Here is a 23,469-nt window from a genome sequence, read left to right as displayed (position 1 = left end):
AGAGAGAAATGGTGGAGTCCATCGCACGCGTGCGACACATCCGCGTGACCCCTCAGAAGGCTCGTCGTGTCGTCGCTCTCATCAAGGGCAAGCAGGCTCAGGAGGCCCTGGCCATCCTGAAGTTCGCTCAGCAGAGCGCCAGTGAGCCCATCTACAAGCTCGTCGAGTCGGCCATCGCGAATGCTCGCGTCAAGGCCGACAAGGAGAACGAGTACCTCGACGACGCCGACCTGTACGTGAAGAACGCGTACGTGGACGAGGGCACGACGCTCAAGCGTTTCCAGCCCCGTGCCCAGGGTCGCGCGTTCCAGATCAAGAAGCGCACCAGCCACATCACCGTCGTGCTGTCGACCCCCGAGGTCGCCGAGACGGCTCCGGCTGCCACGAGCAAGAAGGCGAGCAAGTAATGGGACAGAAGGTCAACCCGTACGGCTTCCGCCTCGGCATCACCACCGACCACGTGTCGCGGTGGTTCTCCGACTCGACGAAGCCGGGTCAGCGCTACGCCGACTACGTGGCCGAGGACATCAAGATCCGTCAGCTGCTGCAGAAGCAGCTCGACCGCGCCGGTGTCAGCAACATCGAGATCGAGCGCACCCGTGACCGCGTCCGCGTCGACATCCACACCGCCCGCCCGGGCATCGTGATCGGTCGTCGCGGCGCCGAGGCCGAGCGCATCCGCGCCGACCTCGAGAAGCTCACCGGCAAGCAGATCCAGCTGAACATCCTCGAGGTGAAGAACCCCGAGGCCGACGCTCAGCTGGTCGCCCAGGGCATCGCGGAGCAGCTCTCGGCTCGTGTGGCGTTCCGCCGCGCGATGCGCAAGGGTCTGCAGGGCGCGCAGCGCGCCGGCGCCAAGGGCGTCCGCATCCAGGTCTCCGGTCGCCTCGGCGGCGCCGAGATGAGCCGTTCGGAGTTCTACCGCGAGGGCCGTGTGCCGCTGCACACGCTTCGCGCGAACATCGACTACGGCTTCTACGAGGCCAAGACCACCTTCGGCCGCATCGGCGTGAAGGTCTGGATCTACAAGGGCGACCTCACCAACAAGGAACTCGCACGCGAGCAGGCGAACGCGCCCAAGTCGCGCGGTCGTGACGACCGCGGCGACCGCCGCCGTGGCCCCCGCAGCGAGGCCCCCGTCGCAGAAGGAGCGTCGGCGTAATGCTCATTCCCCGCAAGGTCAAGTACCGCAAGCAGCACCACCCGGGTCGCTCGGGCCAGGCCACCGGCGGCACGAAGGTCTCCTTCGGCGAGTTCGGCATCCAGGCCCTCACCCCCGCGTACGTGACGAACCGTCAGATCGAGTCCGCTCGTATCGCGATGACCCGTCACATCAAGCGTGGCGGCAAGGTGTGGATCAACATCTACCCCGACCGACCGCTCACCAAGAAGCCCGCCGAAACCCGCATGGGTTCCGGTAAGGGTTCGCCGGAGTGGTGGGTCGCCAACGTCAAGCCGGGCCGGGTCCTCTTCGAGGTCTCGGGCGTGAACGAGCAGCTCGCTCGTGAGGCGCTCACCCGTGCCATCCACAAGCTGCCCCTGAAGGCACGCATCATCAAGCGCGAGGAGGGCGACGCGTAATGGCGATCGGCACCAAGACGCTCGCACCGAGCGAGCTCGACACGTTCGAAGACCAGCGCCTGGTCGAGGAGCTGCGCAAGGCCAAGGAAGAGCTGTTCAACCTGCGCTTCCAGTCGGCCACCGGCCAGCTCGAGAGCCACGGCCGCATTCGCGCCGTCAAGCGCGACATCGCGCGGCTGTACACCGTGATCCGTGAGCGCGAGCTCGGCATCCGTGCCACGCCCGCGCCGGTGGAGACCGCGACGAAGACCAAGAAGACGAAGGCCAAGAAGGCGGATGCCGCTGACTCGGCCGCGAAGGAAGAGGGGGCTGAGTGATGGCCACCGCGAAGAAGGCCGACGCCGCCAAGGAGCAGGTCAAGGGCCACGAGAGCGCCGAGCACGATGTGCGCGACGCCGATGCCCGCGGGTACCGCAAGGCCCGCCGCGGCTACGTCGTCAGCGACAAGATGGACAAGACCATCGTCGTCGAGGTCGAGGACCGCGTGAAGCACCCGCTGTACGGCAAGGTCATCCGCCGCACGTCCAAGGTGAAGGCGCACGACGAGGCCAACACGGCCGGCATCGGCGACCTCGTCCTCATCAACGAGACCCGACCCCTGTCGGCCACCAAGCGGTGGCGTCTGGTCGAGGTCCTCGAGAAGGCGAAGTAAGACATGATTCAGAACGAATCCCGGCTGAAGGTCGCCGACAACACCGGCGCCAAGGAGCTGCTCACCATTCGCGTGCTCGGCGGCTCCAACCGTCGGTACGCCGGCGTGGGCGACGTCATCGTCGCCACCGTGAAGGACGCCATCCCCGGCGGCAACGTCAAGAAGGGTGACGTCGTCAAGGCGGTCGTCGTCCGGACGGTCAAGCAGACCCGACGTGCCGACGGCTCATACATCAAGTTCGACGAGAACGCCGCCGTCATCCTGAAGAGCGACGGGGAGCCCCGCGGCACCCGCATCTTCGGGCCGGTCGGCCGTGAGCTGCGCGACAAGCGGTTCATGAAGATCGTCTCGCTCGCCCCGGAGGTCATCTGATCATGGCGAAGATCAAGAAGGGCGACCTGGTTCAGGTCATCTCGGGCGCCAAGCCCGAGCGCGGCGGAGACCGCGGTAAGCAGGGCAAGGTCCTCGAGGTCCTTCCCGAGCAGAACCGCGTGATCGTCGAAGGCGTGAACTTCGTCACCAAGCACAACCGCGTGGGCCAGTCCCAGCGCGGCACCAAGACGGGTGGCATCGAAACGATGGAAGCCCCGATCCACATCTCCAACGTCTCCCTGGTCGACCCCCAGACGAAGAAGCCGACCCGCGTCGGTCACCGCGTCGAGGAGCAGGTCAAGGACGGCGTGAAGCGCACCGTCCGCGTGCGCTACGCGAAGAAGTCAGGCAAGGACCTCTGAATATGAGCAGCGCAACTGCCGTCGAGGCTGGCAAAATCCAGCCCCGCCTGAAGCAGAAGTACAAGTCCGAGATCCAGAAGAAGCTGCAGGACGAGTTCGGCTACGCCAACGTCATGCAGATTCCGGGCCTCGTGAAGGTCGTGGTCAACACCGGTGTCGGCGAGGCAGCTCGCGACAGCAAGGTGATCGATGGTGCGGTCGACGACCTCACCAAGATCACCGGTCAGAAGCCGGTCGTGACCAAGGCCCGCAAGTCCATCGCGCAGTTCAAGCTGCGTGAGGGCCAGGCCATCGGCGCGCACGTCACCCTGCGGGGCGACCGCGCGTGGGAGTTCCTGGACCGCCTGGTCAACCTGGCTCTGCCTCGCATCCGCGACTTCCGCGGCCTGTCGGGCACGCAGTTCGACGGCAACGGCAACTACACCTTCGGCCTGCAGGAGCAGTCGGTCTTCCACGAGATCAACCAGGACAAGATCGACCGCGTCCGCGGGTTCGACATCACGATCGTGACGTCGGCGAAGACGGATGACGAGGGCCGCGCGCTCCTGCGCCACCTCGGCTTCCCCTTCCGCGCCGAGGGCGCACAGCAGTAACACCTGACCATGGAAGGTCGTCAGTCGTGTAACGGCTGCCGATACCTCATGAACGAAAGAAGCTAAGAAATGACGATGACAGACCCGGTCGCTGACATGCTGACCCGTCTGCGCAACGCGAACTCGGCGCACCACGACTCCGTGTCGCTGCCGAGCTCGAAGCTCAAGACCCACATCGCCGACATCCTCAAGCAGGAGGGCTACATCTCCGACTGGGCCGTCGAGGACGCCCGTGTCGGCCAGACGCTGACCCTGACGCTGAAGTACGGCCCGAACCGCGAGCGGTCCATCGCCGGCATCAAGCGCGTGTCGAAGCCGGGCCTGCGCGTCTACGCGAAGTCCTCCGAGATCCCCACGGTCCTCGGCGGTCTGGGCGTTGCCATCCTGTCCACCTCCTCCGGTCTTCTCACCGACCGTCAGGCCGAGCAGAAGGGCGTGGGTGGGGAAGTCCTCGCCTACGTGTGGTGATCTGACATGTCGCGTATCGGACGTCTCCCGATCGACATCCCCTCCGGCGTCACCATCACGGTGACCGGACAGGACGTCGCGGTCAAGGGCCCCAAGGGCGAACTCGCGCTCACCGTGGCCCGTCCCATCGAAGTCAAGGTCGAGGACAACCAGGTGATCGTCACCCGTCCCGACGACGAGCGCGAGTCGCGGTCGCTCCACGGCCTGACCCGCACGCTCATCAACAACAACATCATCGGCGTCACCCAGGGCTACACCAAGGGCCTCGAGGTCGTCGGCACCGGCTACCGCGTCGCGCAGAAGGGCAGCTCGATCGAGTTCGCGCTCGGCTTCTCGCACCCGGTGCTCGTCGAGCCCCCCGCGGGCATCACGCTCACGGTCGAGGGCAACAACAAGGTCACCGTGAGCGGCATCGACAAGCAGGCCGTCGGCGAGGTGGCTGCGAACATCCGCAAGATCCGCAAGCCCGAGCCGTACAAGGGCAAGGGTGTGCGCTACGCCGGCGAGGTCGTTCGGCGCAAGGCCGGAAAGGCTGGTAAGTAACCATGGCTGTGAAGACGAAGTCCGACGCGCGGTCGCGCCGTCACGCCCGCCTTCGCAAGAAGGTCGTCGGCACCTCCGAGCGTCCCCGCCTGGTCGTCACCCGTTCGGCACGCCACGTGTTCGTCCAGGTCGTCGACGACAGCAAGGGCCACACCGTGGCATCCGCATCGACGCTCGAAACCGACCTGCGCGGGTTCGACGGTGACAAGACCGCCAAGGCCCGCAAGGTCGGCGAGCTGGTCGCTGAGCGCGCGAAGGCCGCCGGCGTCTCCGACGTGGTGTTCGACCGCGGCGGCAACCGATACGCAGGTCGTGTCGCGGCCATCGCCGACGGCGCCCGCGAAGGGGGGCTCAACCTGTGAGTGACAACAAGGAGAACAACGTGACCGCAGAGGCCGCTGCCGAGGCTCCGGCCGAGGCCGCCACCGCTCCCGCCGAGCGTGAGCGCGAGCCGCGCCGCGGTGGACGTGAGCGCAACCCGAACCGCGACCGTGGGTCGCGCGACCGCAGCGAGAGCCAGTTCCTCGAGCGCGTCGTGACGATCAACCGCGTGTCGAAGGTCGTCAAGGGTGGTCGTCGCTTCAGCTTCACCGCGCTCGTCGTCGTCGGCGACGGCAACGGGCTCGTGGGCGTCGGCTACGGCAAGGCCCGAGAGGTGCCGCTGGCGATCTCGAAGGGCGTCGAAGAGGCCAAGCGGAACTTCTTCCGCGTACCCCGCGTCGCCTCGACCATCCCGCACCCCGTCCAGGGTGAGGCTGCCGCCGGTGTGGTGCTCCTGCGCCCCGCCGCCGCCGGTACCGGTGTGATCGCGGGCGGCCCGGTGCGTGCCGTCCTCGAGTGCGCGGGTATCCACGACGTGCTGTCGAAGTCGCTCGGTTCGTCGAACACGATCAACATCGTCCACGCGACCGTCGAGGCGCTGAAGCAGCTGGAGGAGCCCCGTCACGTCGCCGCGCGCCGTGGACTGGACTTCGACCAGGTCGCTCCCGCCCGTCTGGTCCGCGCCGAGGCCGAGGCCGCGGCAGCAGCGAAGGTAGGTGCCTGATGGCTGCGCGTCTGAAGGTGACGCAGATCAAGTCCAAGGTGAGCGAGAAGCAGAATCAGCGCGACACCCTCCGGAGCCTGGGTCTCAAGCGGATCGGCGACACCGTCGTCCGTCCCGATGACGCCCAGACCCGCGGGTACGTGCGCACTGTCGCCCACCTCGTGAAGGTTGAGGAGATCGACTGATGGCGGAGAAGAAGGAAGAGACGGCCGAGGCCGTCGAGTCCGCGCCGAAGAAGACCACGGCGCGCAAGACTGCGCCCAAGAAGGAGACCGCTGCGAAGAGCGCGCCGAAGAAGGATGCCCCGGCTTCGCGCCCGGGCGTGCTCAAGGTGCACCACCTCCGCCCGGTCCCCGGTGCTCACACCGCCAAGACCCGCGTGGGTCGCGGTGAGGGTTCGAAGGGCAAGACGGCCGGTCGCGGTACCAAGGGAACCAAGGCCCGCTACCAGGTCAAGGTCGGCTTCGAGGGTGGGCAGATGCCCCTCCACATGCGTACGCCGAAGCTGCGCGGGTTCAAGAACCCGTTCCGCGTCGAGTACCAGGTGGTCAACCTCGACAAGCTCGCCGAGCTCTACCCGCAGGGCGGCGACGTGACCATCGGCGACCTGGTCGCCAAGGGCGCGGTGCGCAAGAACGAGAAGGTCAAGGTGCTCGGCACCGGCGACATCTCGGTCGCGCTCAACGTCTCGGTCGACAAGGTGTCGGGCTCCGCTGAGCAGAAGATCGTCGCCGCGGGCGGCTCGGTCTCCGCCGGCGAGTCGGCGGGCACCGCCCAGTAAGGCCTGCAGGAGGGGTCGGAGTTCGCTCCGGCCCCTCCTCGCGTTACCCTGGGAGTCGGCGTGCCCGCGTGGTCGTCGGCATCCCCAATGGAGGCAGCCTCTTGTTCAGCGCCATCGCGCGTGTCTTCCGCACTCCGGATCTGCGGCGGAAGATCGCTTTCACCCTCGCCATCATCGCCCTGTACCGACTCGGTGCGCACGTGCCGGCGCCGTTCGTGGACTTCCCGAACGTGCAGTCCTGCCTGCGCGACAGCGCCGGGACCGAGGGCCTGCTGTCGCTCGTGAACCTGTTCTCGGGCGGTGCGCTGCTGCAGCTGTCCATCTTCGCGCTCGGTGTGATGCCGTACATCACGGCGACCATCATCGTGCAGCTGCTGCGCGTGGTCATCCCGCACTTCGAGGCGCTGTACAAGGAGGGCCAGGCGGGTCAGGCCAGGCTCACGCAGTACACCCGGTACCTGACCATCGCGCTTGCGCTGCTGCAGTCCACCACCCTGGTGACCGTGGCGCGCAGCGGCCAGCTCTTCGGCATCACCGGCATCCCCGAGTGCGAGCAGCTGCTCACCAACGACGTGTGGTGGGCGCAGCTGCTGATGATCATCACGATGACCGCCGGTACCGGCCTCATCATGTGGTTCGCCGAGCTCGTCACCGAGCGAGGAATCGGCAACGGCATGTCTCTGCTGATCTTCACCTCGATCGCCGCCGCGTTCCCCGCCTCGATGTGGGCGATCGCTCAGTCGCGCGGCTTCGAGGTCTTCCTCCTCGTCCTCGCCGTCGGCATGGTCGTGGTCGCGCTGGTGGTCTTCGTCGAACAGTCGCAGCGCCGGATCCCGGTGCAGTACGCCAAGAGGATGGTCGGCCGGCGCACCTACGGCGGCACCAACACCTACATCCCGATCAAGGTCAACATGGCCGGTGTGGTGCCGGTCATCTTCGCCTCGTCGCTGCTGTACATCCCCGCGCTCATCGCGCAGTTCAACCAGCCGCAGCCGGGCCAGGAGGTTCCGGGCTGGGTGGCGTGGATCCAGCAGTACCTCGTCTCGGGCGATCACCCGCTGTACATGGCGCTGTACTTCCTGCTGATCGTCGGCTTCACCTACTTCTACGTCGCGATCACCTTCAACCCGGTCGACGTCGCCGACAACATGAAGAAGTACGGCGGCTTCATCCCGGGCATCCGCGCCGGACGTCCGACGGCGGAGTACCTCGACTACGTGCTGACCCGCATCACCCTGCCGGGTTCGATCTACCTGGGCCTGGTCGCGCTCCTGCCGCTGTTCGCGCTGGCGCTCGTGGGGGCGAACCAGAACTTCCCGTTCGGCGGCGCCTCGATCCTCATCATCGTCGGTGTGGGTCTGGAGACCGTGAAGCAGATCGACGCGCAGCTGCAGCAGCGTCACTACGAAGGGCTTCTGCGCTGATGGCTCGTCTCCTCATCGTCGGGCCGCAGGGCTCGGGCAAGGGCACCCAGGGCGTCCGCATCGCCGAGGCGCTCGGCGTGCCGGTCGTCTCGACCGGCGACGTCTTCCGCGCGAACGTCGCAGGCGGCACCGAGCTCGGTGTGCAGGTCAAGGAGATCATCGACGCCGGGCAGCTCGTCCCCGACGAGCTGACGAGCGCGGTCGTGCGCGATCGACTGTCAAAGGAGGATGCCGCGAGCGGCTTCCTCCTCGACGGATATCCGCGCAACCTTCCGCAGGTCATGCACCTCGACGAGTTCCTGGGCGGCCGCGAGGAGGAGCTCGACGCGGTCATCGTGCTCGAGGTGCCCCGCGAGGAGTCGATCGCCCGCCTGAGCAAGCGTGCGCTCGAGCAGGGACGCGCCGATGACACCGAGGCCGTCATCGCGCAGCGCCTGGCGATCTACGAGAGCGAGACGGCGCCGATCATCGGCGTGTACGCCACGCGCGGCATCGTCGACGAGATCGACGGCACCGGCACGGTCGACGAGATCACCGAGCGCATCCTCGCCGCGCTCCGGGCCCGAGGGCTCGGGAGCCCCGCGGCCGCGTGAGTCTGAACGTGGGACTGCGCCGCTCGATCTACAAGACCCCCGCGCAGCTGCGGGCGATGGTCGAACCCGGCCTCATCACGGCCGATGCCCTCGCCGCCGTGAAGGCCCTCATCGCACCCGGCGTCACGACGCGGGAGCTGGATGCCGCGGCATCCGATCTGATCGTCTCGCGCGGGGCGAAATCGAACTTCCAGATGGTGCGCGGGTACCGGCACACCGTCTGCGCGTCGGTGAACGAGCAGGTGGTGCACGGGATCCCCGGTGACCGCCCGCTCGAACCCGGCGACATCCTCTCGATCGATGCCGGCGCGGAGTACAAGGGCTGGAACGGCGACTCGGCGTTCACCGTCGTCCTGCCCGACCCGTCGCGCCCCGAGCTCGTCGCCGAGCGGGAGCAGCTCTCGCGGGTAACGGAGGGGTCGCTGTGGGCGGGCATCGCGGCGCTCGCCTCCGCCCGGCACATCGCCGACGTCGGCGCGGCGATCGAGGACTACATCCGGGCTCACGGCGAGGACTACGGGATTCTCCGCGAGTACGTCGGTCACGGCATCGGCCGGAAGATGCACGAGTCGCCGTCGGTGTTCAACTACCGCGTCGACGACCCCGGCCCCGAGGTGCGGCCCGGGCTCGCCCTCGCGATCGAGCCGATGGTCGTCGCGGGGTCGGATGCGACGTTCGTCGAGGACGACGGCTGGACCGTCTCGACCGTCGACGGCTCGGCCGGCTCACACTGGGAACATAGCGTCGCGGTGCATGATGAGGGTGTGTGGGTGCTCACCGCGCCCGACGGCGGCGCAGCCGGGCTCGCGCCGTTCGGCGTCACCCCGGCACCGATCCGGTAGCGCCGGGATTTTCAGGGAGGACGCCGATGGCAACCGCCACGCGCAAGGTCAACTGGTTCGCGATTCTCGTGAGTGTCGCCGTGGTTCTGGCGCTCGTCGTGACGGCGGCGATCGTGGTGTGGTCGAACAACGCGACGGATGACGCGGGGCCGGCACCCCAGTCGGCCTCGATCAACGCCGAGACCGGTGCCATCGAGGTCGGGACGGGCGAGCAGACCCTCGACACCTACATCGACTTCATGTGCCCGATCTGCAACCAGTTCGAGCAGGCCTACGGCGAGTCGATGCAGCAGCTCGTCGACGACGGGACCATCACCCTGGGCATCCATCCGATCGCGATCCTCGACCGGTACTCCCAGGGCACCGAGTACTCCACGCGCGCGGCCAACGCCATGTACTGCGTCGCCGAGACGGCGCCCGATTCCGCGGTGTCGTACATGCAGGCGCTGTACGCGAACCAGCCGGCGGAGGGCTCGTCGGGACTGACGGACGCGCAGCTGATCGAGATCGCGGGGTCGGTCGGCGCCGAGGGTGTCGACGCGTGCGTGAGCGAGCAGCGGTACAGCGGGTTCGTGTCATCGATGACGCAGCAGACGCCGCCGAATCCCGAGACCGGGCGAGTGGGAACGCCGACGGTCCTGCTGAACGGTGAGTTCCTGCAACTCACGGGCGATCCATTGGTCGATCTCGCCCCGCTCTTCTCCTGACCCGCGACCCGCGCCCACCCGCTCCCGCGCGCTTCGCGCGCCCCTCTCCGTTCCTTCATCCGTCGCAGATGTACGCCGAGGGCGCATGTAGCGTGCATCTGCGACGGATGAATCCCCATGGTGGCGCGGAAGGGCGTGGCGCGGAAGGGCGGGCGGCTGATGTGCGCGGGCGAAGGGCAAGGACGGTTTGCCGCGGCACGCGATATCACCTATAGTTGATCTTTGGTGCGTTGCGCCTTTATCGGCGTGTCGCCGCACCACAATCCCATCCACCGCAGACCGGCCGGTCTGCATGCAAGCGTTAGCGAGTTTATGGCGAAGAAAGACGGTGTCATCGAGATCGAGGGTGTCATCTCCGAGGCGCTGCCGAACGCGATGTTCCGCGTGGAGCTCACCAACGGTCACAAGGTGCTCGCCACGATCTCAGGCAAGATGCGGCAGAACTACATCCGCATCATTCCGGAGGACCGCGTGGTCGTGGAGCTCAGCCCCTACGACCTCACCCGCGGCCGGATCGTCTACCGCTACCGCTAGACCGGTCGAGAAGTAACGCCCCTCGCGGCTCGGGAGAGCCCGCGTGCCCGGCGAAGACAGCGAACAGGAACATCATGAAGGTCAACCCCTCCGTCAAGCCCATCTGCGATCACTGCAAGGTGATCCGTCGCCACGGCAACGTGATGGTGATCTGCAAGTCCAACCCGCGCCACAAGCAGCGTCAGGGCTGAGCGCAGACCTCACGACGAAGACCCATAACTGAACACACACAGGCAGGATCAGAACCCGCAAGGGGGACACCTCGGGGCGGAGGCCCGGGCACCGATCCTGCTCCACACCTCCACCAACTCCTAGGAGAGCCGCATGGCACGTCTTGCCGGCGTCGACATCCCGCGCGATAAGCGCGTGGTCATCGCCCTGACCTACATCTACGGCGTGGGCCGTACCCGTTCGCACGCGATCCTCGCCGAGACGCAGATCGACGAGAACATCCGCGTGAAGGACCTCAGCGATGACCAGCTCATCGCCCTCCGCGACTACATCGAGGCCAACTTCAAGGTCGAGGGTGACCTCCGCCGCGAGGTGGCCGCCGACATCCGCCGCAAGGTCGAGATCGGCTCCTACGAGGGCCTGCGTCACCGCCGCGGCCTCCCGGTGCGCGGACAGCGCACCAAGACCAACGCGCGCACCCGCAAGGGCCCGAAGCGCACCGTCGCCGGCAAGAAGAAGGCGCGCTGAGCGCGGCCTGCAGGGTTTAGGAGAACACGCACATGGCACAGGCCAAGTCCGCCGCGCGCAAGCCGCGCCGCAAGGAGAAGAAGAACATCGCCGTGGGTCAGGCCCACATCAAGTCGACGTTCAACAACACCATCGTCTCGATCACCGACCCGTCGGGCGCCGTGATCAGCTGGGCGTCCTCGGGGGGTGTGGGCTTCAAGGGCTCGCGCAAGTCCACCCCCTATGCCGCCGGTATGGCCGCCGAGTCGGCCGCCCGCCAGGCGCAGGAGCACGGCGTCAAGAAGGTCGACGTCTTCGTGAAGGGTCCGGGCTCGGGTCGCGAGACCGCGATCCGTTCGCTGACGGCCGCCGGCCTCGAGGTCGGTTCGATCCAGGACGTCACCCCGCAGGCGCACAACGGGTGCCGCCCGCCCAAGCGTCGCCGCGTCTGACGCTCGCTCTCTGACTCACGGATGCCGCGGGGCGCGGTCCCTCGTGGTGCGCGCCCCCGCGGCATCCCTGAACACAACTCAATACTTCACCCACCGCACGTGTCATATAGCGGGCACGTGATTGAAAGGAACACATCGTGCTCATCGCACAGCGTCCCACTCTGACCGAGGAGAAGATCGGGGAGTTCCGCAGCCGTTTCGTCGTCGAGCCGCTGGAGCCGGGCTTCGGCTACACCATCGGCAACGCGCTGCGTCGCAGCCTCCTGTCGTCGATCCCCGGCGCTGCCGTGACGTCGATCCGCATCGACGGCGTCCTCCACGAGTTCAGCACCATCCCCGGTGTGAAGGAGGATGTCACCGAGATCATCCTCAACATCAAGCAGCTGGTCGTCTCCAGCGAGCGCGACGAGCCCATCACCGCCTACCTGCGCAAGACCGGCGCCGGTGAGGTCACCGCGGCCGACATCTCCGCTCCCGCCGGCGTCGAGGTGCACAACCCCGAGCTGGTCATCGCGACCCTCAACGACACCGCGCGTTTCGAGCTCGAGCTGACCATCGAGCGCGGCCGTGGCTACGTGTCGGCGACCCAGAACCGCAACGAGTACGCCGAGGCCGGGCAGATCCCGATCGACTCGATCTACTCGCCCGTGCTGAAGGTGTCGTACCGCGTCGAGGCCACCCGTGCCGGTGAGCGCACCGACTTCGACAAGCTGGTGCTGGATGTCGAGTCCAAGCCCTCCATCGCCCCGCGCGATGCCGTCGCCTCGGCCGGTCGCACCCTGACCGAGCTGTTCGGCCTGGCCCGCGAGCTGAACGTCGAGGCCGAGGGCATCGAGATCGGCCCCGCGCCGGTCGAGACCGTCCTGTCCAACGAGCTGTCGATGCCGATCGAGGACCTCGACCTGTCGGTGCGCTCGTACAACTGCCTCAAGCGCGAGGGCATCAACACCGTCAGCGAGCTCGTCGCCCTCTCGGAGACGCAGCTGATGAACATCCGCAACTTCGGCCAGAAGTCGGTCGACGAGGTGCGCGACAAGCTCGTCTCGCTCGGCCTGTCGCTGAAGGACTCGGTCCCCGGGTTCGACGGCGCGCACTTCTACGGCGGCTACGACGACGAGACCGCCTGAGCTGCGGCGTCCCGACTGACTTTCGACTGGAGTAACTGACATGCCCAAGCCCACGAAGGGTCCCCGCCTCGGAGGCGGCCCCGCCCACGAGCGCCTGCTTCTTGCGAACCTCGCCGCGGCCCTCTTCACCCACAAGTCGATCCAGACCACGGAGACCAAGGCCAAGCGGCTGCGTCCCCTGGCTGAGCGCCTCATCACCTTCGCCAAGCGCGGCGACCTGCACGCGCGTCGCCGGGTGCTGTCGGTGATCGGTGACAAGGAGGTCGTGCACGTCCTCTTCACCGAGATCGCGCCGCTGGTCGCCGACCGCCCGGGTGGCTACACCCGCATCACCAAGATCGGCAACCGCAAGGGTGACAACGCCCCGATGGCGGTCATCGAGCTCGTGCTGGAGCCGGTCACCCCGAAGGTGAAGAGCTCGCGCACGTCGACCACCGCGGCCCCGGCTGTCAAGCCCGCTTCGGAGGACGCCGCCGCGGAGGAGACTGTCTCGGAGGACACCACCGAGGAGGCCGCCGTGGAAGACAGCACCGCTGACCAGAGTGCCGACGCCGGTTCGGAGTCGCCCGAGGAGGGTGCCGCCGCCGAGCAGGCCGCAGAGGACGCCGTGGTGGAGGGCGACTCCACCGCCGACGCCGACGCCGACAAGAAGTAACGACCCCGGTCGTACCGAGACCCGCCGCCCCCAGGGGCGGCGGGTCTCGTCGTTGGTGCGGGGGCCCGCCGGGGGCTACTCGAACTCGCGGCCGACGGTGAAGTGCGCGCGCCGCCAGGCGCGCAGCTCCTGCTCGTAGGCGAGGAGGGCGCGATGCTCCTCCGCGCGCTCGACGGCCTGCCCGACGGCGTCGGCGAAGACCGTCCCGCCCCCGGAGTCGGGGTGGATCTGGTCGCCGGCGAGCAGCTCGGGCTTCGGGGTGATCGCCCCCGACCAGTCGGCGATGAACACGCGCGGGTGCGTCGCGGCGAAGTCGGCCAGCTCGGCGTTGACGCCGGGGATCCAGTCGCGCGGCGCGAAGGCGTTGACGAGGATGAGGGTGCGCTCGGGCCCCGCGATCGTCGCCATCCGCTCCAGGGCGTCGCGATCGACCGGACCGTTGGTCCCGAGGCCCAGGACCACGTACGGGCGCAGCTGCCCGCTGTCGGCGAGCTGCTGCAGGATGCCCGGGCCCGCCCACGCCGAGCGTGACACGGCCGCGTCGACGGCGATGCCGGGGAAGCGCTCGAGCAGCGCCGGGGCAGAGGCGAGCATGACCGAGTCGCCGACCGCCGAGATCTGATCCCCCGTCACAGGCGTCGGGGCGGGGCGGGGCACGCTGTCGCCGGACGGGACGCCCGGCACGGCAGGAGGTGATGATCCGGATGCCGCGGGGGCACCCTCCGCGCCGGTCGACCCCGTCGCCTCCGGTGACGGGGTCGGAGCGGGCGCTGCGGGGGCGTCGACCTCGGCGAGCGCGCGCTGACCGGCATCCACCATCGCCTGTCCCGACGACACCGTCGGTGCCGCGGCGACCGCGGCACCGGTCCCGGCCACGAGTGCGATCGCGACGGCGCCGGCGGTCACCGCACCGATGCGCGCGCCCGCACCAGCGCGCAGCGCCCTCCCGAGCCGGCGGAGCGATCCACGGAACCCGTGCCGACGCACCGGCGTCTCGACGAAGCGATACGACAGCTCGGCGGCGAGGAGGGTGAGCGCGAGGGCGGTGAGGCCGACGCTCCCGGGGACCCCGGCCTCGGCGCCGGTGCCCTGGAGCCCCGCGAGGAGCAGGACGAGGATCGGCCAGTGCCAGAGGTAGATGCCGTACGAGCGGTCGCCGATCCACCGCAGCGGCTGGGTGTCGAGCGCCGCGCCGAACCGCGAACCGGGCCACACCCCGGCGATGATCGCCGCGGCGGAGAGGAGGCTCGCCGCCACCAGCGCGCCGGGGAAGGTCACCACCCCGTCGACCGGTGCGAGGAACGACAGCAGCACGAGTCCCGAGATCGCCGCCGCGCCGACCGGCCCGGTCCACTGCGGACGCGACGTCGCCGACGGACGCGCGAGCACCCTCGTCGTGGCGAACGCCAGGGCCACCCCCAGCAGGATGCCGAAGGCGTGGGTGTCGGTGCCGAAGTACACGCGGGTGAGGTCGCCGCCGGGCGTGCCGAGAGCGGAGGTCACCAGCACCGCCATCCACGCGGCCGAGGCCGCCGCCAGCAGCACGGCCGCCCCGGCACGCGCCCACGCGCGGGGGAGGAGGAGGAAGAGCGGCAGCAGGAGCGGCCAGATGACGTAGAACTGCTCCTCGACGGCGAGCGACCAGAAGTTGCGGAAGAGTTCGGGGGTGGCGGCGGAGAAGTAGCCGCTGTCACCGGCCAGTGAGACCCAGTTGTAGCTGAAGGTCGCCGCTCCGAGCACCTGTGCCCCCAGGCGCACGAGCACATCGCCGCCGACGAGGAGGGCCGCGCTGGAGCAGACGAGCACCACCAGCGCGAGCGCCGGCAGGAGCCGCCGTGCCCGTCGACGCCAGAACCCGACCAGCGCGATCCGGCCGTTCCGAGCGTGCTCGCGCAGCAGCAGGCTCGTGATGAGGAACCCGCTGATGACGAAGAAGACGTCCACGCCGATGAACCCGCCCGGCAGCATGGCGGGGAAGAGGTGGTAGATGACCACGAGCGCCACGGCGACCGCTCGCATCCCGTCCAATCCCGCATACCGGCGCGGAAGATCGGCGGTCGGCGAGCTGGGGGCGCTGAGACGTATGGGGGCGGTGAGCGTCATGAGGTAACCGGTCAGGTCGACGATCCTGCGGGGGGACACCACAGTGTACGTCGGTCCTCGTCCCGGCCCCCGAGGAATCTCCGAGAGCGATGCTCTCGCGAACGCCCCGTGGCGATGGCTCGGGGCGTTCGGCCGGGGCGAACTACGCTGGTGCGGTGCGCATCCGCCTCGATCTCTCCTACGACGGCACGCACTTCCGCGGGTGGGCCCGTCAGCCGGGCCTTCGGACGGTGCAGGGGACGCTGGAGTCCGCCCTCGGCCGCGTGCTCAGAGGCGATCCCCGCGTCGTGGTCGCCGGGCGCACCGACGCCGGCGTCCACGCCACCGGGCAGGTCGCCCACCTCGACCTCGACCCGGCGCAGGAGGAACGTCTGGCCGCCGCGCGCGCGCCGCGCGGCGCGGCGAGTCCGGGCACGACGCACGGTCCCGTCGCGCAGCTCGCGCGTCGCATCAACGGGGTGCTGGGCGCGTACGCCGATCTGGCGGTGCGGGCGACCACGCTCGCCCCCGCGGGGTTCGACGCCCGCTTCTCGGCGGTCTGGCGGCGCTACGTCTACCGCATCGCCGACCGCGCCACAGGATACGACCCTCTCGAGCGCCACCGCACCACGAGCGTGCGGTCGCACCTCGATGAGGAGCGGATGGATGCCGCGGCACGCTCGCTCATCGGACTCCACGATTTCGCGGCCTACTGCAAGCCGCGCGAGGAGGCGACGACCATCCGCACCCTGCTGGACTTCGGTTGGCGCCGCGACGCCGACGGCGTGCTGATCGCCGACGTCAGGGCCGACGCGTTCTGCCACAGCATGGTGCGGGCCCTGGTCGGGGGGTGCGTCGCCGTGGGGGAGGGGCGCCTCGATCCGGGAGACCTCGCCGCGATCCGCGATCGCGGCGGGAAGGTGCCCGAGATCCACGTCCTCGCCGCGCGCGGACTGACCCTCGCCGAGGTGGGCTACCCCTCCGACGACCTGCTCGCCGCCCGCGCCGAGCAGACCCGGGCGCGACGCGAAGCGGAGTGACGAAACCTGATCATCGCTTATGGGACACCTCCTGGTCAGCCCGCGTCTCCCGTCGCGGCCGTAGGCTGGGCGTCGATGAGAGTGATCTCGTACAACCTGCGCAAGCATCGCGCCGCGGGCGAGCTGGCCGAGCTCGTCGAACGCCACGGTGCCGACGTCCTGTGTCTGCAGGAGTACGACACCTCCGACATCCCCGACGAGATCGCGGGGCTCCGCCTCGCGGACGCGACCTCGCGCAACCGGCTGGGTCTTGCGGTCTACTACCGCGCCAACACGTTCCGCGCGGTCGAGGTGCGGGCCCTGGCGCTGAAGAAGTCGCTGCACGATCACCTGCTGAAGCCCGCCGAGGAACGGATGCTCGGGGTGCGGCTGCACGACATCGATCACGGCACCGACCTGATCGTGGCGTCCTTCCACGCGGCGCCCCTGACGGCACTCAACTCGCTACGCCGACATCAGATCCGCACGGCGCTGTCGGAGCTGGAGCAGTTGGGGGTGGGCCTTCCGACGCTGATGGTGGGCGACTACAACTACCCGGTGTTCAAGGAGAACCTCGGGCAGAAGGTGCGCGAGCAGGGGTACGAGCTCAGCCTTAGCGACTCCCGCACATACACCCGCTATCGATTCTTCCGCGGCCATTACGACTTCGTGACCTCATCCGGATTCACGATCGATCGGGTCCGCACCCTTCCGCAGGGCCTGTCGGATCACCTGCCGATCCTGGTGACGGCGAACATCACGGCGGCGCAGCCGGCGGAGGTTCCGACGGCGGGCTGAGTGCCTCGGCGTCCGTGGCTAAACTCTGCGTATGTCAGCGGGGGGCAGGTCGCGAACGGTCGACGTCGCCCCCGCGCCGTCCGCAACGTGGTCGACCTCTCCGGATACGCGCGTGCTGGCTCCGGCGCCGATCTCCAGCCGAACCCGATCGATCTGGTTGAGCCAGCTCGTGCTCGGCGCGACGGTTCTCGCCGTGGTCATCCTGCTGCTGTTCATCCAGCCGGGGCAGCTGGCCAGCTGGACCTTCACCGGGGGCATCCTGCTGCTCGTGGCGATCACCGCGGCCACGATGATCGCGCCGTGGGGGCGGTTGTCGGCCGCGGCGGTTCTGATCGTGCCCTTCGCCGACCTCTTCGCGGTCGGGCTGCTCAACCTCGAGGGCGACCTGCGGTTCGCGTTCCTGTGGACCTTCCCCATCGTGTGGATCGCGCTGCACTACGGCGCCCGCACCCTCGCCGTCGCGCTCGGTGCGGTCGGCCTCTTCCTCCTCGTCGTCGCCAGCCTCGGCCCCGGCACCGACTCCACGATCCGCGTGGTGCTGATCGTCATCGTGCTGAGCTTCATCGGCATCACCCTGCACGTGGGGTCCCGGCGCACCCGGGCGTTCAAGCGGCTGCTGCGTCAGCAGGCACGCCGACTGCGGTCGACGCTGGATCGCGCGACCGCGCAGGAGCGGCGGATCGCCGAGATGATCGACGGCATCGATCTGGGCATCGTGCGTCTGTCTCCCACCGGCGAACTGCTTGCGCTGAACGCCGCCTACCGCGGTCTCTACGGACTCGGCGAGCAGGAGAGCCTGGCCGACGCGGCCGTGGTGGAGCACACCGGCATCGACGGACCGGAAGTGCCGGTCGACGAGCGCCCGTTCGCCCGCGCGGCACGCGGCGAGGCCTTCGAGCCCGAGACCTACTGGCTCCTCGACGCCGAGGGCGCGTGGCGGGCCGTGACGGTGTCGGCGAGCCCGCTGGCATCGCGGAGCGAGGGTGAGGCCAGCATGCTCCTGGTCGCGCGCGAGGTCACCGCGCTGCTGCAGGCGCAGCGCGCGCGGGATCAGGTCGTCGCGATGGCCTCCCACGAGATCCGCAACCCCCTGACCGTCATCCTCGGTCGCGCCGAGCTCGCGCTCGAACGCGACGTCGACCCCGTCAGCAGAGACGACTTCGCCGTCATCGAGGCCTCGGCCGAGCGGATGCTCACGATGCTCGAACAGACCCTCCGCGACTCTCGATCGTCGTTCACCGCGCCACGGGGAACGGATGAGATCGACCTCCGAAGCGTGCTGGAGGCGGCTCTGGTCGGGGTGCAGGCCAACGCGCGGGCGCGCAACATCACCCTGCACACCGAGCTGCCGCCGGTCCTGCCGGTGCGGGGCGACGCCTTCCGCCTTCGCCAGGTCTTCGACAACCTGCTCACGAACGCCGTGAAGTACACGCCTCGCCAGGGGACGGTCTCGGTGCGGGCGGCCGTCGCCGGCTACGTCGTGCGTGTGGACGTGATCGACTCGGGGATCGGGATCCCGGCCGACGAGATCGACCGGGTGTTCGAGCCGTATTTCCGTTCGCCCGAAGCGGGGCAGACGGCGCAGGGGACGGGCCTGGGCCTCGGGATCGCCCGCGACATCGTCGAGGCGCATGCCGGAACCCTCACCCTCGCTTCGGAAGTCGGTGCGGGGACCACGGCCCAGGTCGTCCTGCCCCGGGCGGCCGACGCATGATCGACGGCATCCCCTCGTTCAGCGGGCCGAATCTCGCGCTGGCGCAGGCCACGGTCGCGACGCTCGGTGTCGTCATCATGATCGGGGTGGCGTTCCTGGATCGACCGCATCGCTCGACGCTGCTGTGGTCGATCGCGTTCCTTGTGGCGATGACATCCTCATGGGGCGTCGTTCTCGCCGAGACCGTCGACTCCGAGACGATGCGCCGGGTGGCGTTGGGCGCTCTCCTGGGCGCGCCGGGGTTCTTCTGGGCGGGCTTCCGCACGCTGCGGGGCGCGCCGTCGCGGTGGTGGCTGGCGGCGCTGCTGTCGGTCCTCAGCCCGATCGTCCTGGTCGCGGCCGGGGCCACCGAGGCCTACAGCGTCGCCTTCCGCATCCTGTTCTTCCTCTCAGCGGTCTTCGCCTTCCTCCTCCTGGTCGAGTGGCTGCGTCTCCCCGACCGCGGCGACGCGGTGCTCTACCCCCTCGTGGTGATCTCGGTGCTGAACTCCGCGCTGGCCGCCTTCGTCGCCATCGCAGGCTTCGTCTTCCCCGCGTCCAGCGGCGATGATCTGCAGTTCGTCCGCTCCGTCAACCAGCTCGGGTTCATCGTGTACATGGTGTGCGCACTGGTGTCGCTGGTGGGGTTCGCCACCCGCCGTGAACGGGTGGTCGGTCCCGGGGAGCGCACCCCGTGGGAGGAGTTCGCCTCGGGATGCCGCGACCGCATCGCCCGCGCCGCCCGGCGGGGGGAGCGCTCCTGGGCGCTCCTGGTCTTCCGGCTCGATGACGAGGCCGACGTGCGGGATGCGGTGGGCGTGGCCGGATTCGACGCGGTCTGCACGAGTTTCGCGCAGGAGATCCTGGTCGACCTCCCCGCCGACGCCGACGTCGCCGAACGGCGTCCGGGCACGGTGGTGGTGCTCGTCTCCCGCCCCGAGCCGGTGCTGCGCGCCGCTCTGCGCGGCGCGCTCGGGCGGGTCGGGCGGATGGAGAACGCCGGCGGCATGGAGATCCAGGTCTCCGCCAGCGTCGGCTGGGTCGCGGTGGACCCCGACAGCGCCGCCGAGGGCGATGTCGAAGCGCTCCTGGACCGCGCCGAGGCAGCCGCCGAAACGGCGAGCCGCGCCGGCGGCGACCGGTGGGAGCGGGTCGGCGTCTGACGTCGGAGACGTCTCAGCCGTCCGACTCCGACCCGGCGTCGTCGGCGGAGTCCGGCGCCGCGGCGATCGCCACCGTGACGGTGTCGCTCGCGGTCTGCTTGGCGAACTCGCTCGAGGTGGGGGTGGTCTGCACGAGGAAGTCGTAACTGAACTGCAGCTGGACGTGCGTCGCATCGGCGGGCACCGATCCCACGTTGAACGTCTGCGAGTAGCTGTACGGCGAGAGCACCAGATACCCCGGGGCGACCGAGGACTGGTCGACCTGGGCCTCCAACGGCGCCATCGCGCCATCCGGTCCCTGCGGCACCGCCACCATGACCGCACGCTGGAGATAGACCTTCTGGCCGTCGTCGGGAGTGACGGTCGTGGTCATCGACAGGTTGACGGGCTTGAGAGCCTCGGCGGTCCACCGATCCATCGACAGCGTCGACCAGTAATCCACCGACGCGGCGACCGCGCCCGCGACGAGCTCGCGGGCGGTCGACCCGCTGGAGAGGTCGTTGGGCACCGGCGTGGGGGCCTCGGTCGGGGTCGAGCTGGTGGAGGCGGAGGGAGTCGGCTCGGCGCCGAAGTCCCAGGGCGCGGGCCCGCAGCCGGTCAGGACGAGACCGAGCGACAGGGTGAAGGCGATTCCCGCAGCGCCCGCGGCGGCACGACGATGGGTGCCCATGGAACCTCCCGGAGGCGGATGAGTGCGAAAGCCTTCCGGCGGGGAAGACAGTGGCGTCAGTCTACGGACCTCCCAGCGCAAGGCTGACGCAAGATCACCTCAAGATCCTCAAGATCGCCGATCGGCGTGATTGTGTAACCGGCGAGGGGTGGGACCGGTTGCTTCCGCAGACCGCTCGAACCCGAACCGGGCGGTGTGCCCACAGTTCGCGGAATCGACCGGCCCCCACCCCGTCACCTCCGGCCCGTCAGGAGTCCCGCCGTGCGTATCTCAGCCCCCCGTACCCGCCGCCCCCGGCGACTCCTCGTCGTCGCCGTCGCCGGCGCGCTCGCCGTGGCGATGACGGGGTGCGCCCAGGTCGCCGATGCGTTCAACCAGTTCCAGCAATCCGCGGGCGCACCGGCCGCGGCGGCGACTCCGACACCGCTCGCCTCGCCGTCGATGGACTTCGACTCGCAGTTCACCTACGACGGCTCGGTCGCGCTGTCCACCGAGGTGGCCGATCAGCTCGAAGTGCGCCTGGATGTGTGGGCCGCCGACCCGAAGCGCACGCAGGAGTGGACCCCGACACGAGCGAAGACGCTCGGCTTCGCCGTGAACGTCCACGATCACCGCGTGGATGAGAAGGCCGTGCTCACCGACAAGCGTCGCGTCTACCTCTCCTCGGTCTCGGTGACCTCCCAGACCGCTCAGACGAGCGGTCAGGTGCAGAGTCCCTTCCAGTTCAGCGCCGACCCCCGCACGCTCGTTCCGACGGACACCCTGCGCTCGGACCGCGGCCTGCTGCTCAACAGCTTCCAGGGCGGCCTCCTCGTCCCCGAGACGACGATCAGCCAGCTCCCCGCCGACACCTACGGCATCACGCTGGAGTTCGCCCTCACCGTCTGGGTCGAGGGCAACGCCAACGACGAGAACTCCTTCTCGCAGCAGACGGTCTACCAGTACCTTCCGGTCGCCATCTACCCCGACGGCTCCGCCGCGGTGGCGGGTCCCCCCACCCAGCCTTGAGGCAACCTTGCGGGGCGCTTGGTGAGACCTCGGCCTGATGTCGCGGTCGGGCGGGCACTGTGGTCTCAGCGGCAGGACGCCACCCGGCAGAAGCAGGCCGCTCTGAACGACACAGGATGTCACGATGACCGAGCAGAACTCCCCCGTCGCCCTTCCCCGCACCGCGCCCATGTCGGCCGTGCCCCGTCCCCCGGTCGATGTGCCGCTGGAGCCCGGGTTCGCCGACGACTTCTCCTCGGTGCTGGAGAACCTCACCGGGCACCGCTCCACGATCGGCTGCATCATCCCCGCCTACAACGAGGAGGAGTCGATCGCCGGGGTCATCGAGTCCCTCCTCGGTCAGACCCGGGTGCCCGACGTCATCCACGTCGTGGTCAACAACTCCTCCGACGCCACCGTCAAGGTCGCCTCGGAGTTCGCCGGCCCACACCAGATCACCAACGACCTGGGTGAGCAGTTCACCGAGGTCTTCGTCCACGACATCGGCAAGAACCCCGACAAGAAGGTCGGGGCGCTCAACTACGGCTACTCGCTGGTCGAGGGCTACGACTACCTCCTGGGCGTCGACGGCGACACCATGGCCGATCCGAAGGCTGTCGAGTTCCTCGAGACCGAGGCGGTCTCGGACTCGCGCATCGGCGGCATCTCGGCCATCTACTCCATCGACGACCGGCCGATCAAGGGTCTCGTCGGCAAGTTCCTCATCGCCGGTCAGCGCACGCAGTTCGCGGCGTTCAACCTGCAGAACCTGCTGCGCGGACGCAACATGGCGGTGCTGGGCGGGCAGTTCTCGATCTTCTCCACCAACGCCCTCCGCGACGTCATGCGCCAGAACCACCAGTCCACGCCGTGGGTGCGCGACAGCGAGGTGGAGGACTCGCTGCTGTCGCTGCAGATCAAGAGCGCCGGGTACCTCACCAAGATCAGCCCCTATGCCCGTGCGGATGTCGGTGGCATGACCACGCTGAAGGGTTACGACGCCCAGCAGGTGAAGTGGACGTACGGCGCCATCGAGCTGATGTGGCCGGGGCAGCGGGGCGACACCAAGGGACAGCCCCTGCACCCGAACCTGCGGCTGCGGTGGTTCGAGAACTTCGGCATGCTGACGAACCTCTTCGTGCGCGTCGCCTTCCTCATCCTCCTCGCCGGGTCACTCTCGATCGGCGCGTTCATCTTCTCGCCGTGGTGGCTGATCCCGCCGGTCGTGGCGACGCTGCTGAACCTGCGGATCGCGCGCACCATGAAGAGCCACAACTCGCGCGACCTGCTGTTCGCGGGCCTGATGTTCCCCGCCGAGATCTTCATGTGGATCCGCCTCAGCCACTTCCTGCGGTCGTGGACGCGGTTCCTCTCGCGCAAGAAGGTCGACAACTGGGCGATGCAGGCCAAGGCCGAGAAGGGCGGCGGAAGCGCCCACTGGCTCCCGCTGGTTCTCCTGGTCGCGGTGCTGGTGGCCATGGCGGTCATCTGGACCATGCTCGGACCCATGGTGCAGTCCACCATCCTGTGGATCGGGTGGCCCATCGTCGGCGTCGTCACGGTGCTCCAGACGCTGCTGATGTTCTTCAAGCTCATCCGCCGCTACCAGGGATACAAGGTCTGACCTCGAGCGGCCGTGACGGCCTCG

The 23,469-nt window shown here is 68.8% G+C and carries 32 protein-coding genes; 30 read left to right on the top strand and 2 right to left on the bottom strand.

The window, feature by feature from the left end; translation table 11 throughout:
- Positions 1-8 precede the first annotated feature (8 nt).
- The 24 genes from rplV (at position 9) to rplQ (ending at position 13,409) form a co-directional block, all read left to right on the top strand.
- Positions 9-407: a 50S ribosomal protein L22 gene (gene rplV, locus DT073_RS01000; protein WP_124291707.1), complete on the top strand. Its 399-nt coding sequence runs from the start codon at positions 9-11 to the stop codon at positions 405-407.
- Positions 407-1,162 carry a 30S ribosomal protein S3 gene (gene rpsC, locus DT073_RS00995; RefSeq protein ID WP_124291706.1) on the top strand — a complete coding sequence of 252 codons (756 nt, stop codon included), beginning with the start codon at positions 407-409 and terminating at the stop codon, positions 1,160-1,162. The genes rplV and rpsC overlap by 1 nt, the downstream gene beginning before the upstream one ends.
- Complete coding sequence (gene rplP / locus DT073_RS00990) at positions 1,162-1,581, top strand: 50S ribosomal protein L16 (protein ID WP_124291705.1); 420 nt, start codon at positions 1,162-1,164, stop codon at positions 1,579-1,581. The genes rpsC and rplP overlap by 1 nt, the downstream gene beginning before the upstream one ends.
- Positions 1,581-1,898, top strand: a complete 318-nt coding sequence (rpmC, locus tag DT073_RS00985) for a 50S ribosomal protein L29 (protein ID WP_124291704.1) — start codon at positions 1,581-1,583, stop codon at positions 1,896-1,898. The genes rplP and rpmC overlap by 1 nt, the downstream gene beginning before the upstream one ends.
- A complete protein-coding gene (gene rpsQ, locus DT073_RS16120; protein WP_164478113.1) occupies positions 1,898-2,233 on the top strand; it encodes a 30S ribosomal protein S17 in 336 nt (111 codons plus the stop codon). The genes rpmC and rpsQ overlap by 1 nt, the downstream gene beginning before the upstream one ends.
- Before the next feature lie 3 nt (positions 2,234-2,236).
- Entirely contained in the window at positions 2,237-2,605 is a 369-nt protein-coding gene (rplN, locus tag DT073_RS00975) for a 50S ribosomal protein L14 (protein WP_124291703.1), read from the top strand.
- 2 nt (positions 2,606-2,607) lie between these two features.
- Positions 2,608-2,967, top strand: a complete 360-nt coding sequence (gene rplX, locus DT073_RS00970) for a 50S ribosomal protein L24 (protein ID WP_124291702.1) — start codon at positions 2,608-2,610, stop codon at positions 2,965-2,967.
- A 2-nt stretch (positions 2,968-2,969) separates the two neighbouring features.
- Positions 2,970-3,560 (top strand): 50S ribosomal protein L5, encoded by a 591-nt coding sequence (gene rplE, locus DT073_RS00965; protein ID WP_124291701.1) that lies wholly within the window; start codon positions 2,970-2,972, stop codon positions 3,558-3,560.
- A 69-nt stretch (positions 3,561-3,629) separates the two neighbouring features.
- Positions 3,630-4,028: a 30S ribosomal protein S8 gene (rpsH, locus tag DT073_RS00960; protein WP_124291700.1), complete on the top strand. Its 399-nt coding sequence runs from the start codon at positions 3,630-3,632 to the stop codon at positions 4,026-4,028.
- 6 nt (positions 4,029-4,034) lie between these two features.
- Positions 4,035-4,571, top strand: coding sequence for a 50S ribosomal protein L6 (gene rplF / locus DT073_RS00955; protein ID WP_124291699.1), 537 nt, complete (start codon positions 4,035-4,037; stop codon positions 4,569-4,571).
- 2 nt (positions 4,572-4,573) lie between these two features.
- Positions 4,574-4,933, top strand: a complete 360-nt coding sequence (gene rplR, locus DT073_RS00950) for a 50S ribosomal protein L18 (protein ID WP_124291698.1) — start codon at positions 4,574-4,576, stop codon at positions 4,931-4,933.
- Between the two features lie 20 nt (positions 4,934-4,953).
- Positions 4,954-5,616 (top strand): 30S ribosomal protein S5, encoded by a 663-nt coding sequence (gene rpsE, locus DT073_RS00945; protein ID WP_124291697.1) that lies wholly within the window; start codon positions 4,954-4,956, stop codon positions 5,614-5,616.
- Complete coding sequence (rpmD, locus tag DT073_RS00940) at positions 5,616-5,801, top strand: 50S ribosomal protein L30 (protein ID WP_124291696.1); 186 nt, start codon at positions 5,616-5,618, stop codon at positions 5,799-5,801. Before rpsE ends, rpmD begins: the two co-directional genes overlap by 1 nt.
- Positions 5,801-6,397, top strand: a complete 597-nt coding sequence (rplO, locus tag DT073_RS00935) for a 50S ribosomal protein L15 (protein ID WP_124291695.1) — start codon at positions 5,801-5,803, stop codon at positions 6,395-6,397. Before rpmD ends, rplO begins: the two co-directional genes overlap by 1 nt.
- A gap of 101 nt (positions 6,398-6,498) precedes the next feature.
- Complete coding sequence (secY, locus tag DT073_RS00930; protein ID WP_124294273.1) at positions 6,499-7,821, top strand: preprotein translocase subunit SecY; 1,323 nt, start codon at positions 6,499-6,501, stop codon at positions 7,819-7,821.
- Complete coding sequence (locus DT073_RS00925) at positions 7,821-8,414, top strand: adenylate kinase (RefSeq protein WP_124291694.1); 594 nt, start codon at positions 7,821-7,823, stop codon at positions 8,412-8,414. The genes secY and DT073_RS00925 overlap by 1 nt, the downstream gene beginning before the upstream one ends.
- A gap of 8 nt (positions 8,415-8,422) precedes the next feature.
- A complete protein-coding gene (map, locus tag DT073_RS00920; protein WP_124294272.1) occupies positions 8,423-9,256 on the top strand; it encodes a type I methionyl aminopeptidase in 834 nt (277 codons plus the stop codon).
- A gap of 26 nt (positions 9,257-9,282) precedes the next feature.
- Positions 9,283-9,963: a DsbA family protein gene (locus DT073_RS00915; RefSeq protein ID WP_124291693.1), complete on the top strand. Its 681-nt coding sequence runs from the start codon at positions 9,283-9,285 to the stop codon at positions 9,961-9,963.
- Positions 9,964-10,275: 312 nt separating this feature from the next.
- Entirely contained in the window at positions 10,276-10,497 is a 222-nt protein-coding gene (gene infA, locus DT073_RS00910) for a translation initiation factor IF-1 (RefSeq protein WP_028496510.1), read from the top strand.
- A 74-nt stretch (positions 10,498-10,571) separates the two neighbouring features.
- The gene (gene rpmJ / locus DT073_RS00905; protein ID WP_022893853.1) at positions 10,572-10,688 is read left to right on the top strand and encodes a 50S ribosomal protein L36; all 117 of its coding nucleotides are present in this window, start codon (positions 10,572-10,574) and stop codon (positions 10,686-10,688) included.
- 133 nt (positions 10,689-10,821) lie between these two features.
- Positions 10,822-11,196: a 30S ribosomal protein S13 gene (rpsM, locus tag DT073_RS00900; RefSeq protein ID WP_124291692.1), complete on the top strand. Its 375-nt coding sequence runs from the start codon at positions 10,822-10,824 to the stop codon at positions 11,194-11,196.
- A gap of 32 nt (positions 11,197-11,228) precedes the next feature.
- Positions 11,229-11,627 carry a 30S ribosomal protein S11 gene (gene rpsK / locus DT073_RS00895; protein WP_013583990.1) on the top strand — a complete coding sequence of 133 codons (399 nt, stop codon included), beginning with the start codon at positions 11,229-11,231 and terminating at the stop codon, positions 11,625-11,627.
- Positions 11,628-11,764: 137 nt separating this feature from the next.
- Positions 11,765-12,754 carry a DNA-directed RNA polymerase subunit alpha gene (locus DT073_RS00890; RefSeq protein WP_124291691.1) on the top strand — a complete coding sequence of 330 codons (990 nt, stop codon included), beginning with the start codon at positions 11,765-11,767 and terminating at the stop codon, positions 12,752-12,754.
- A 40-nt stretch (positions 12,755-12,794) separates the two neighbouring features.
- Positions 12,795-13,409, top strand: coding sequence for a 50S ribosomal protein L17 (gene rplQ, locus DT073_RS00885; protein ID WP_124291690.1), 615 nt, complete (start codon positions 12,795-12,797; stop codon positions 13,407-13,409).
- Between the two features lie 75 nt (positions 13,410-13,484).
- Here rplQ and DT073_RS00880 read toward each other — a convergent pair whose 3' ends face one another.
- Positions 13,485-15,551, bottom strand: a complete 2,067-nt coding sequence (locus DT073_RS00880) for an acyltransferase family protein (protein ID WP_240638668.1) — start codon at positions 15,549-15,551, stop codon at positions 13,485-13,487.
- A gap of 116 nt (positions 15,552-15,667) precedes the next feature.
- On the opposite strand from DT073_RS00880, the gene DT073_RS00875 reads away from it, so the two are divergent.
- The 4 genes from DT073_RS00875 (at position 15,668) to DT073_RS00860 (ending at position 20,164) form a co-directional block, all read left to right on the top strand.
- A complete protein-coding gene (locus tag DT073_RS00875) occupies positions 15,668-16,531 on the top strand; it encodes a tRNA pseudouridine synthase A (protein WP_124291689.1) in 864 nt (287 codons plus the stop codon).
- 75 nt (positions 16,532-16,606) lie between these two features.
- A complete protein-coding gene (locus DT073_RS00870) occupies positions 16,607-17,308 on the top strand; it encodes an endonuclease/exonuclease/phosphatase family protein (protein WP_124291688.1) in 702 nt (233 codons plus the stop codon).
- A 31-nt stretch (positions 17,309-17,339) separates the two neighbouring features.
- Positions 17,340-19,022 (top strand): sensor histidine kinase, encoded by a 1,683-nt coding sequence (locus DT073_RS00865; RefSeq protein ID WP_124291687.1) that lies wholly within the window; start codon positions 17,340-17,342, stop codon positions 19,020-19,022.
- Complete coding sequence (locus DT073_RS00860; RefSeq protein ID WP_124291686.1) at positions 19,019-20,164, top strand: nucleotidyl cyclase domain-containing protein; 1,146 nt, start codon at positions 19,019-19,021, stop codon at positions 20,162-20,164. Before DT073_RS00865 ends, DT073_RS00860 begins: the two co-directional genes overlap by 4 nt.
- 13 nt (positions 20,165-20,177) lie before the next feature.
- Here DT073_RS00860 and DT073_RS00855 read toward each other — a convergent pair whose 3' ends face one another.
- Positions 20,178-20,834, bottom strand: a complete 657-nt coding sequence (locus DT073_RS00855) for a hypothetical protein (protein WP_240638667.1) — start codon at positions 20,832-20,834, stop codon at positions 20,178-20,180.
- 261 nt (positions 20,835-21,095) lie between these two features.
- On the opposite strand from DT073_RS00855, the gene DT073_RS00850 reads away from it, so the two are divergent.
- Both DT073_RS00850 and DT073_RS00845 read left to right on the top strand, forming a co-directional pair.
- The gene (locus DT073_RS00850; protein ID WP_240638666.1) at positions 21,096-21,842 is read left to right on the top strand and encodes a fructose 1,6-bisphosphatase; all 747 of its coding nucleotides are present in this window, start codon (positions 21,096-21,098) and stop codon (positions 21,840-21,842) included.
- A gap of 169 nt (positions 21,843-22,011) precedes the next feature.
- On the top strand, positions 22,012-23,445 hold the full coding sequence (locus DT073_RS00845) for a glycosyltransferase family 2 protein (protein WP_205783075.1): 1,434 nt from the start codon (positions 22,012-22,014) through the stop codon (positions 23,443-23,445).
- The last annotated feature ends 24 nt before the right edge of the window (positions 23,446-23,469 follow it).

It is taken from the genome of Microbacterium sp. ABRD28 (assembly GCF_003850245.1).
Taxonomy (GTDB): domain Bacteria; phylum Actinomycetota; class Actinomycetes; order Actinomycetales; family Microbacteriaceae; genus Microbacterium.
The sequence above is the reverse complement of the archived record's forward strand: the minus strand, read 5'-3'. Positions and strand labels throughout refer to the sequence as shown.

Excerpts from the sequence above, each read along its gene's own strand:
- rplP (WP_124291705.1), top strand. The coding sequence starts at position 1,162 with ATGCTCATTCCCCGCAAGGTCAAGTACCGCAAGCAGCACCACCCGGGT.
- DT073_RS00845 (WP_205783075.1), top strand. The coding sequence starts at position 22,012 with ATGTCGGCCGTGCCCCGTCCCCCGGTCGATGTGCCGCTGGAGCCCGGG.
- rplQ (WP_124291690.1), top strand. The coding sequence starts at position 12,795 with ATGCCCAAGCCCACGAAGGGTCCCCGCCTCGGAGGCGGCCCCGCCCAC.
- rplV (WP_124291707.1), top strand. The coding sequence starts at position 9 with ATGGTGGAGTCCATCGCACGCGTGCGACACATCCGCGTGACCCCTCAG.
- DT073_RS00925 (WP_124291694.1), top strand. The coding sequence starts at position 7,821 with ATGGCTCGTCTCCTCATCGTCGGGCCGCAGGGCTCGGGCAAGGGCACC.
- rpsM (WP_124291692.1), top strand. The coding sequence starts at position 10,822 with ATGGCACGTCTTGCCGGCGTCGACATCCCGCGCGATAAGCGCGTGGTC.
- rpsH (WP_124291700.1), top strand. The coding sequence starts at position 3,630 with ATGACGATGACAGACCCGGTCGCTGACATGCTGACCCGTCTGCGCAAC.
- rplE (WP_124291701.1), top strand. The coding sequence starts at position 2,970 with ATGAGCAGCGCAACTGCCGTCGAGGCTGGCAAAATCCAGCCCCGCCTG.
- rpmC (WP_124291704.1), top strand. The coding sequence starts at position 1,581 with ATGGCGATCGGCACCAAGACGCTCGCACCGAGCGAGCTCGACACGTTC.
- rplX (WP_124291702.1), top strand. The coding sequence starts at position 2,608 with ATGGCGAAGATCAAGAAGGGCGACCTGGTTCAGGTCATCTCGGGCGCC.
- DT073_RS00915 (WP_124291693.1), top strand. The coding sequence starts at position 9,283 with ATGGCAACCGCCACGCGCAAGGTCAACTGGTTCGCGATTCTCGTGAGT.
- DT073_RS00870 (WP_124291688.1), top strand. The coding sequence starts at position 16,607 with ATGAGAGTGATCTCGTACAACCTGCGCAAGCATCGCGCCGCGGGCGAG.
- rpmD (WP_124291696.1), top strand. The coding sequence starts at position 5,616 with ATGGCTGCGCGTCTGAAGGTGACGCAGATCAAGTCCAAGGTGAGCGAG.
- rplR (WP_124291698.1), top strand. The coding sequence starts at position 4,574 with ATGGCTGTGAAGACGAAGTCCGACGCGCGGTCGCGCCGTCACGCCCGC.
- DT073_RS00860 (WP_124291686.1), top strand. The coding sequence starts at position 19,019 with ATGATCGACGGCATCCCCTCGTTCAGCGGGCCGAATCTCGCGCTGGCG.
- rpsC (WP_124291706.1), top strand. The coding sequence starts at position 407 with ATGGGACAGAAGGTCAACCCGTACGGCTTCCGCCTCGGCATCACCACC.
- rplO (WP_124291695.1), top strand. The coding sequence starts at position 5,801 with ATGGCGGAGAAGAAGGAAGAGACGGCCGAGGCCGTCGAGTCCGCGCCG.
- rpsQ (WP_164478113.1), top strand. The coding sequence starts at position 1,898 with ATGGCCACCGCGAAGAAGGCCGACGCCGCCAAGGAGCAGGTCAAGGGC.
- rplN (WP_124291703.1), top strand. The coding sequence starts at position 2,237 with ATGATTCAGAACGAATCCCGGCTGAAGGTCGCCGACAACACCGGCGCC.
- DT073_RS00865 (WP_124291687.1), top strand. The coding sequence starts at position 17,340 with ATGTCAGCGGGGGGCAGGTCGCGAACGGTCGACGTCGCCCCCGCGCCG.
- rpsK (WP_013583990.1), top strand. The coding sequence starts at position 11,229 with ATGGCACAGGCCAAGTCCGCCGCGCGCAAGCCGCGCCGCAAGGAGAAG.
- DT073_RS00855 (WP_240638667.1), bottom strand. The coding sequence starts at position 20,834 with ATGGGCACCCATCGTCGTGCCGCCGCGGGCGCTGCGGGAATCGCCTTC.
- infA (WP_028496510.1), top strand. The coding sequence starts at position 10,276 with ATGGCGAAGAAAGACGGTGTCATCGAGATCGAGGGTGTCATCTCCGAG.
- rpmJ (WP_022893853.1), top strand. The coding sequence starts at position 10,572 with ATGAAGGTCAACCCCTCCGTCAAGCCCATCTGCGATCACTGCAAGGTG.
- rplF (WP_124291699.1), top strand. The coding sequence starts at position 4,035 with ATGTCGCGTATCGGACGTCTCCCGATCGACATCCCCTCCGGCGTCACC.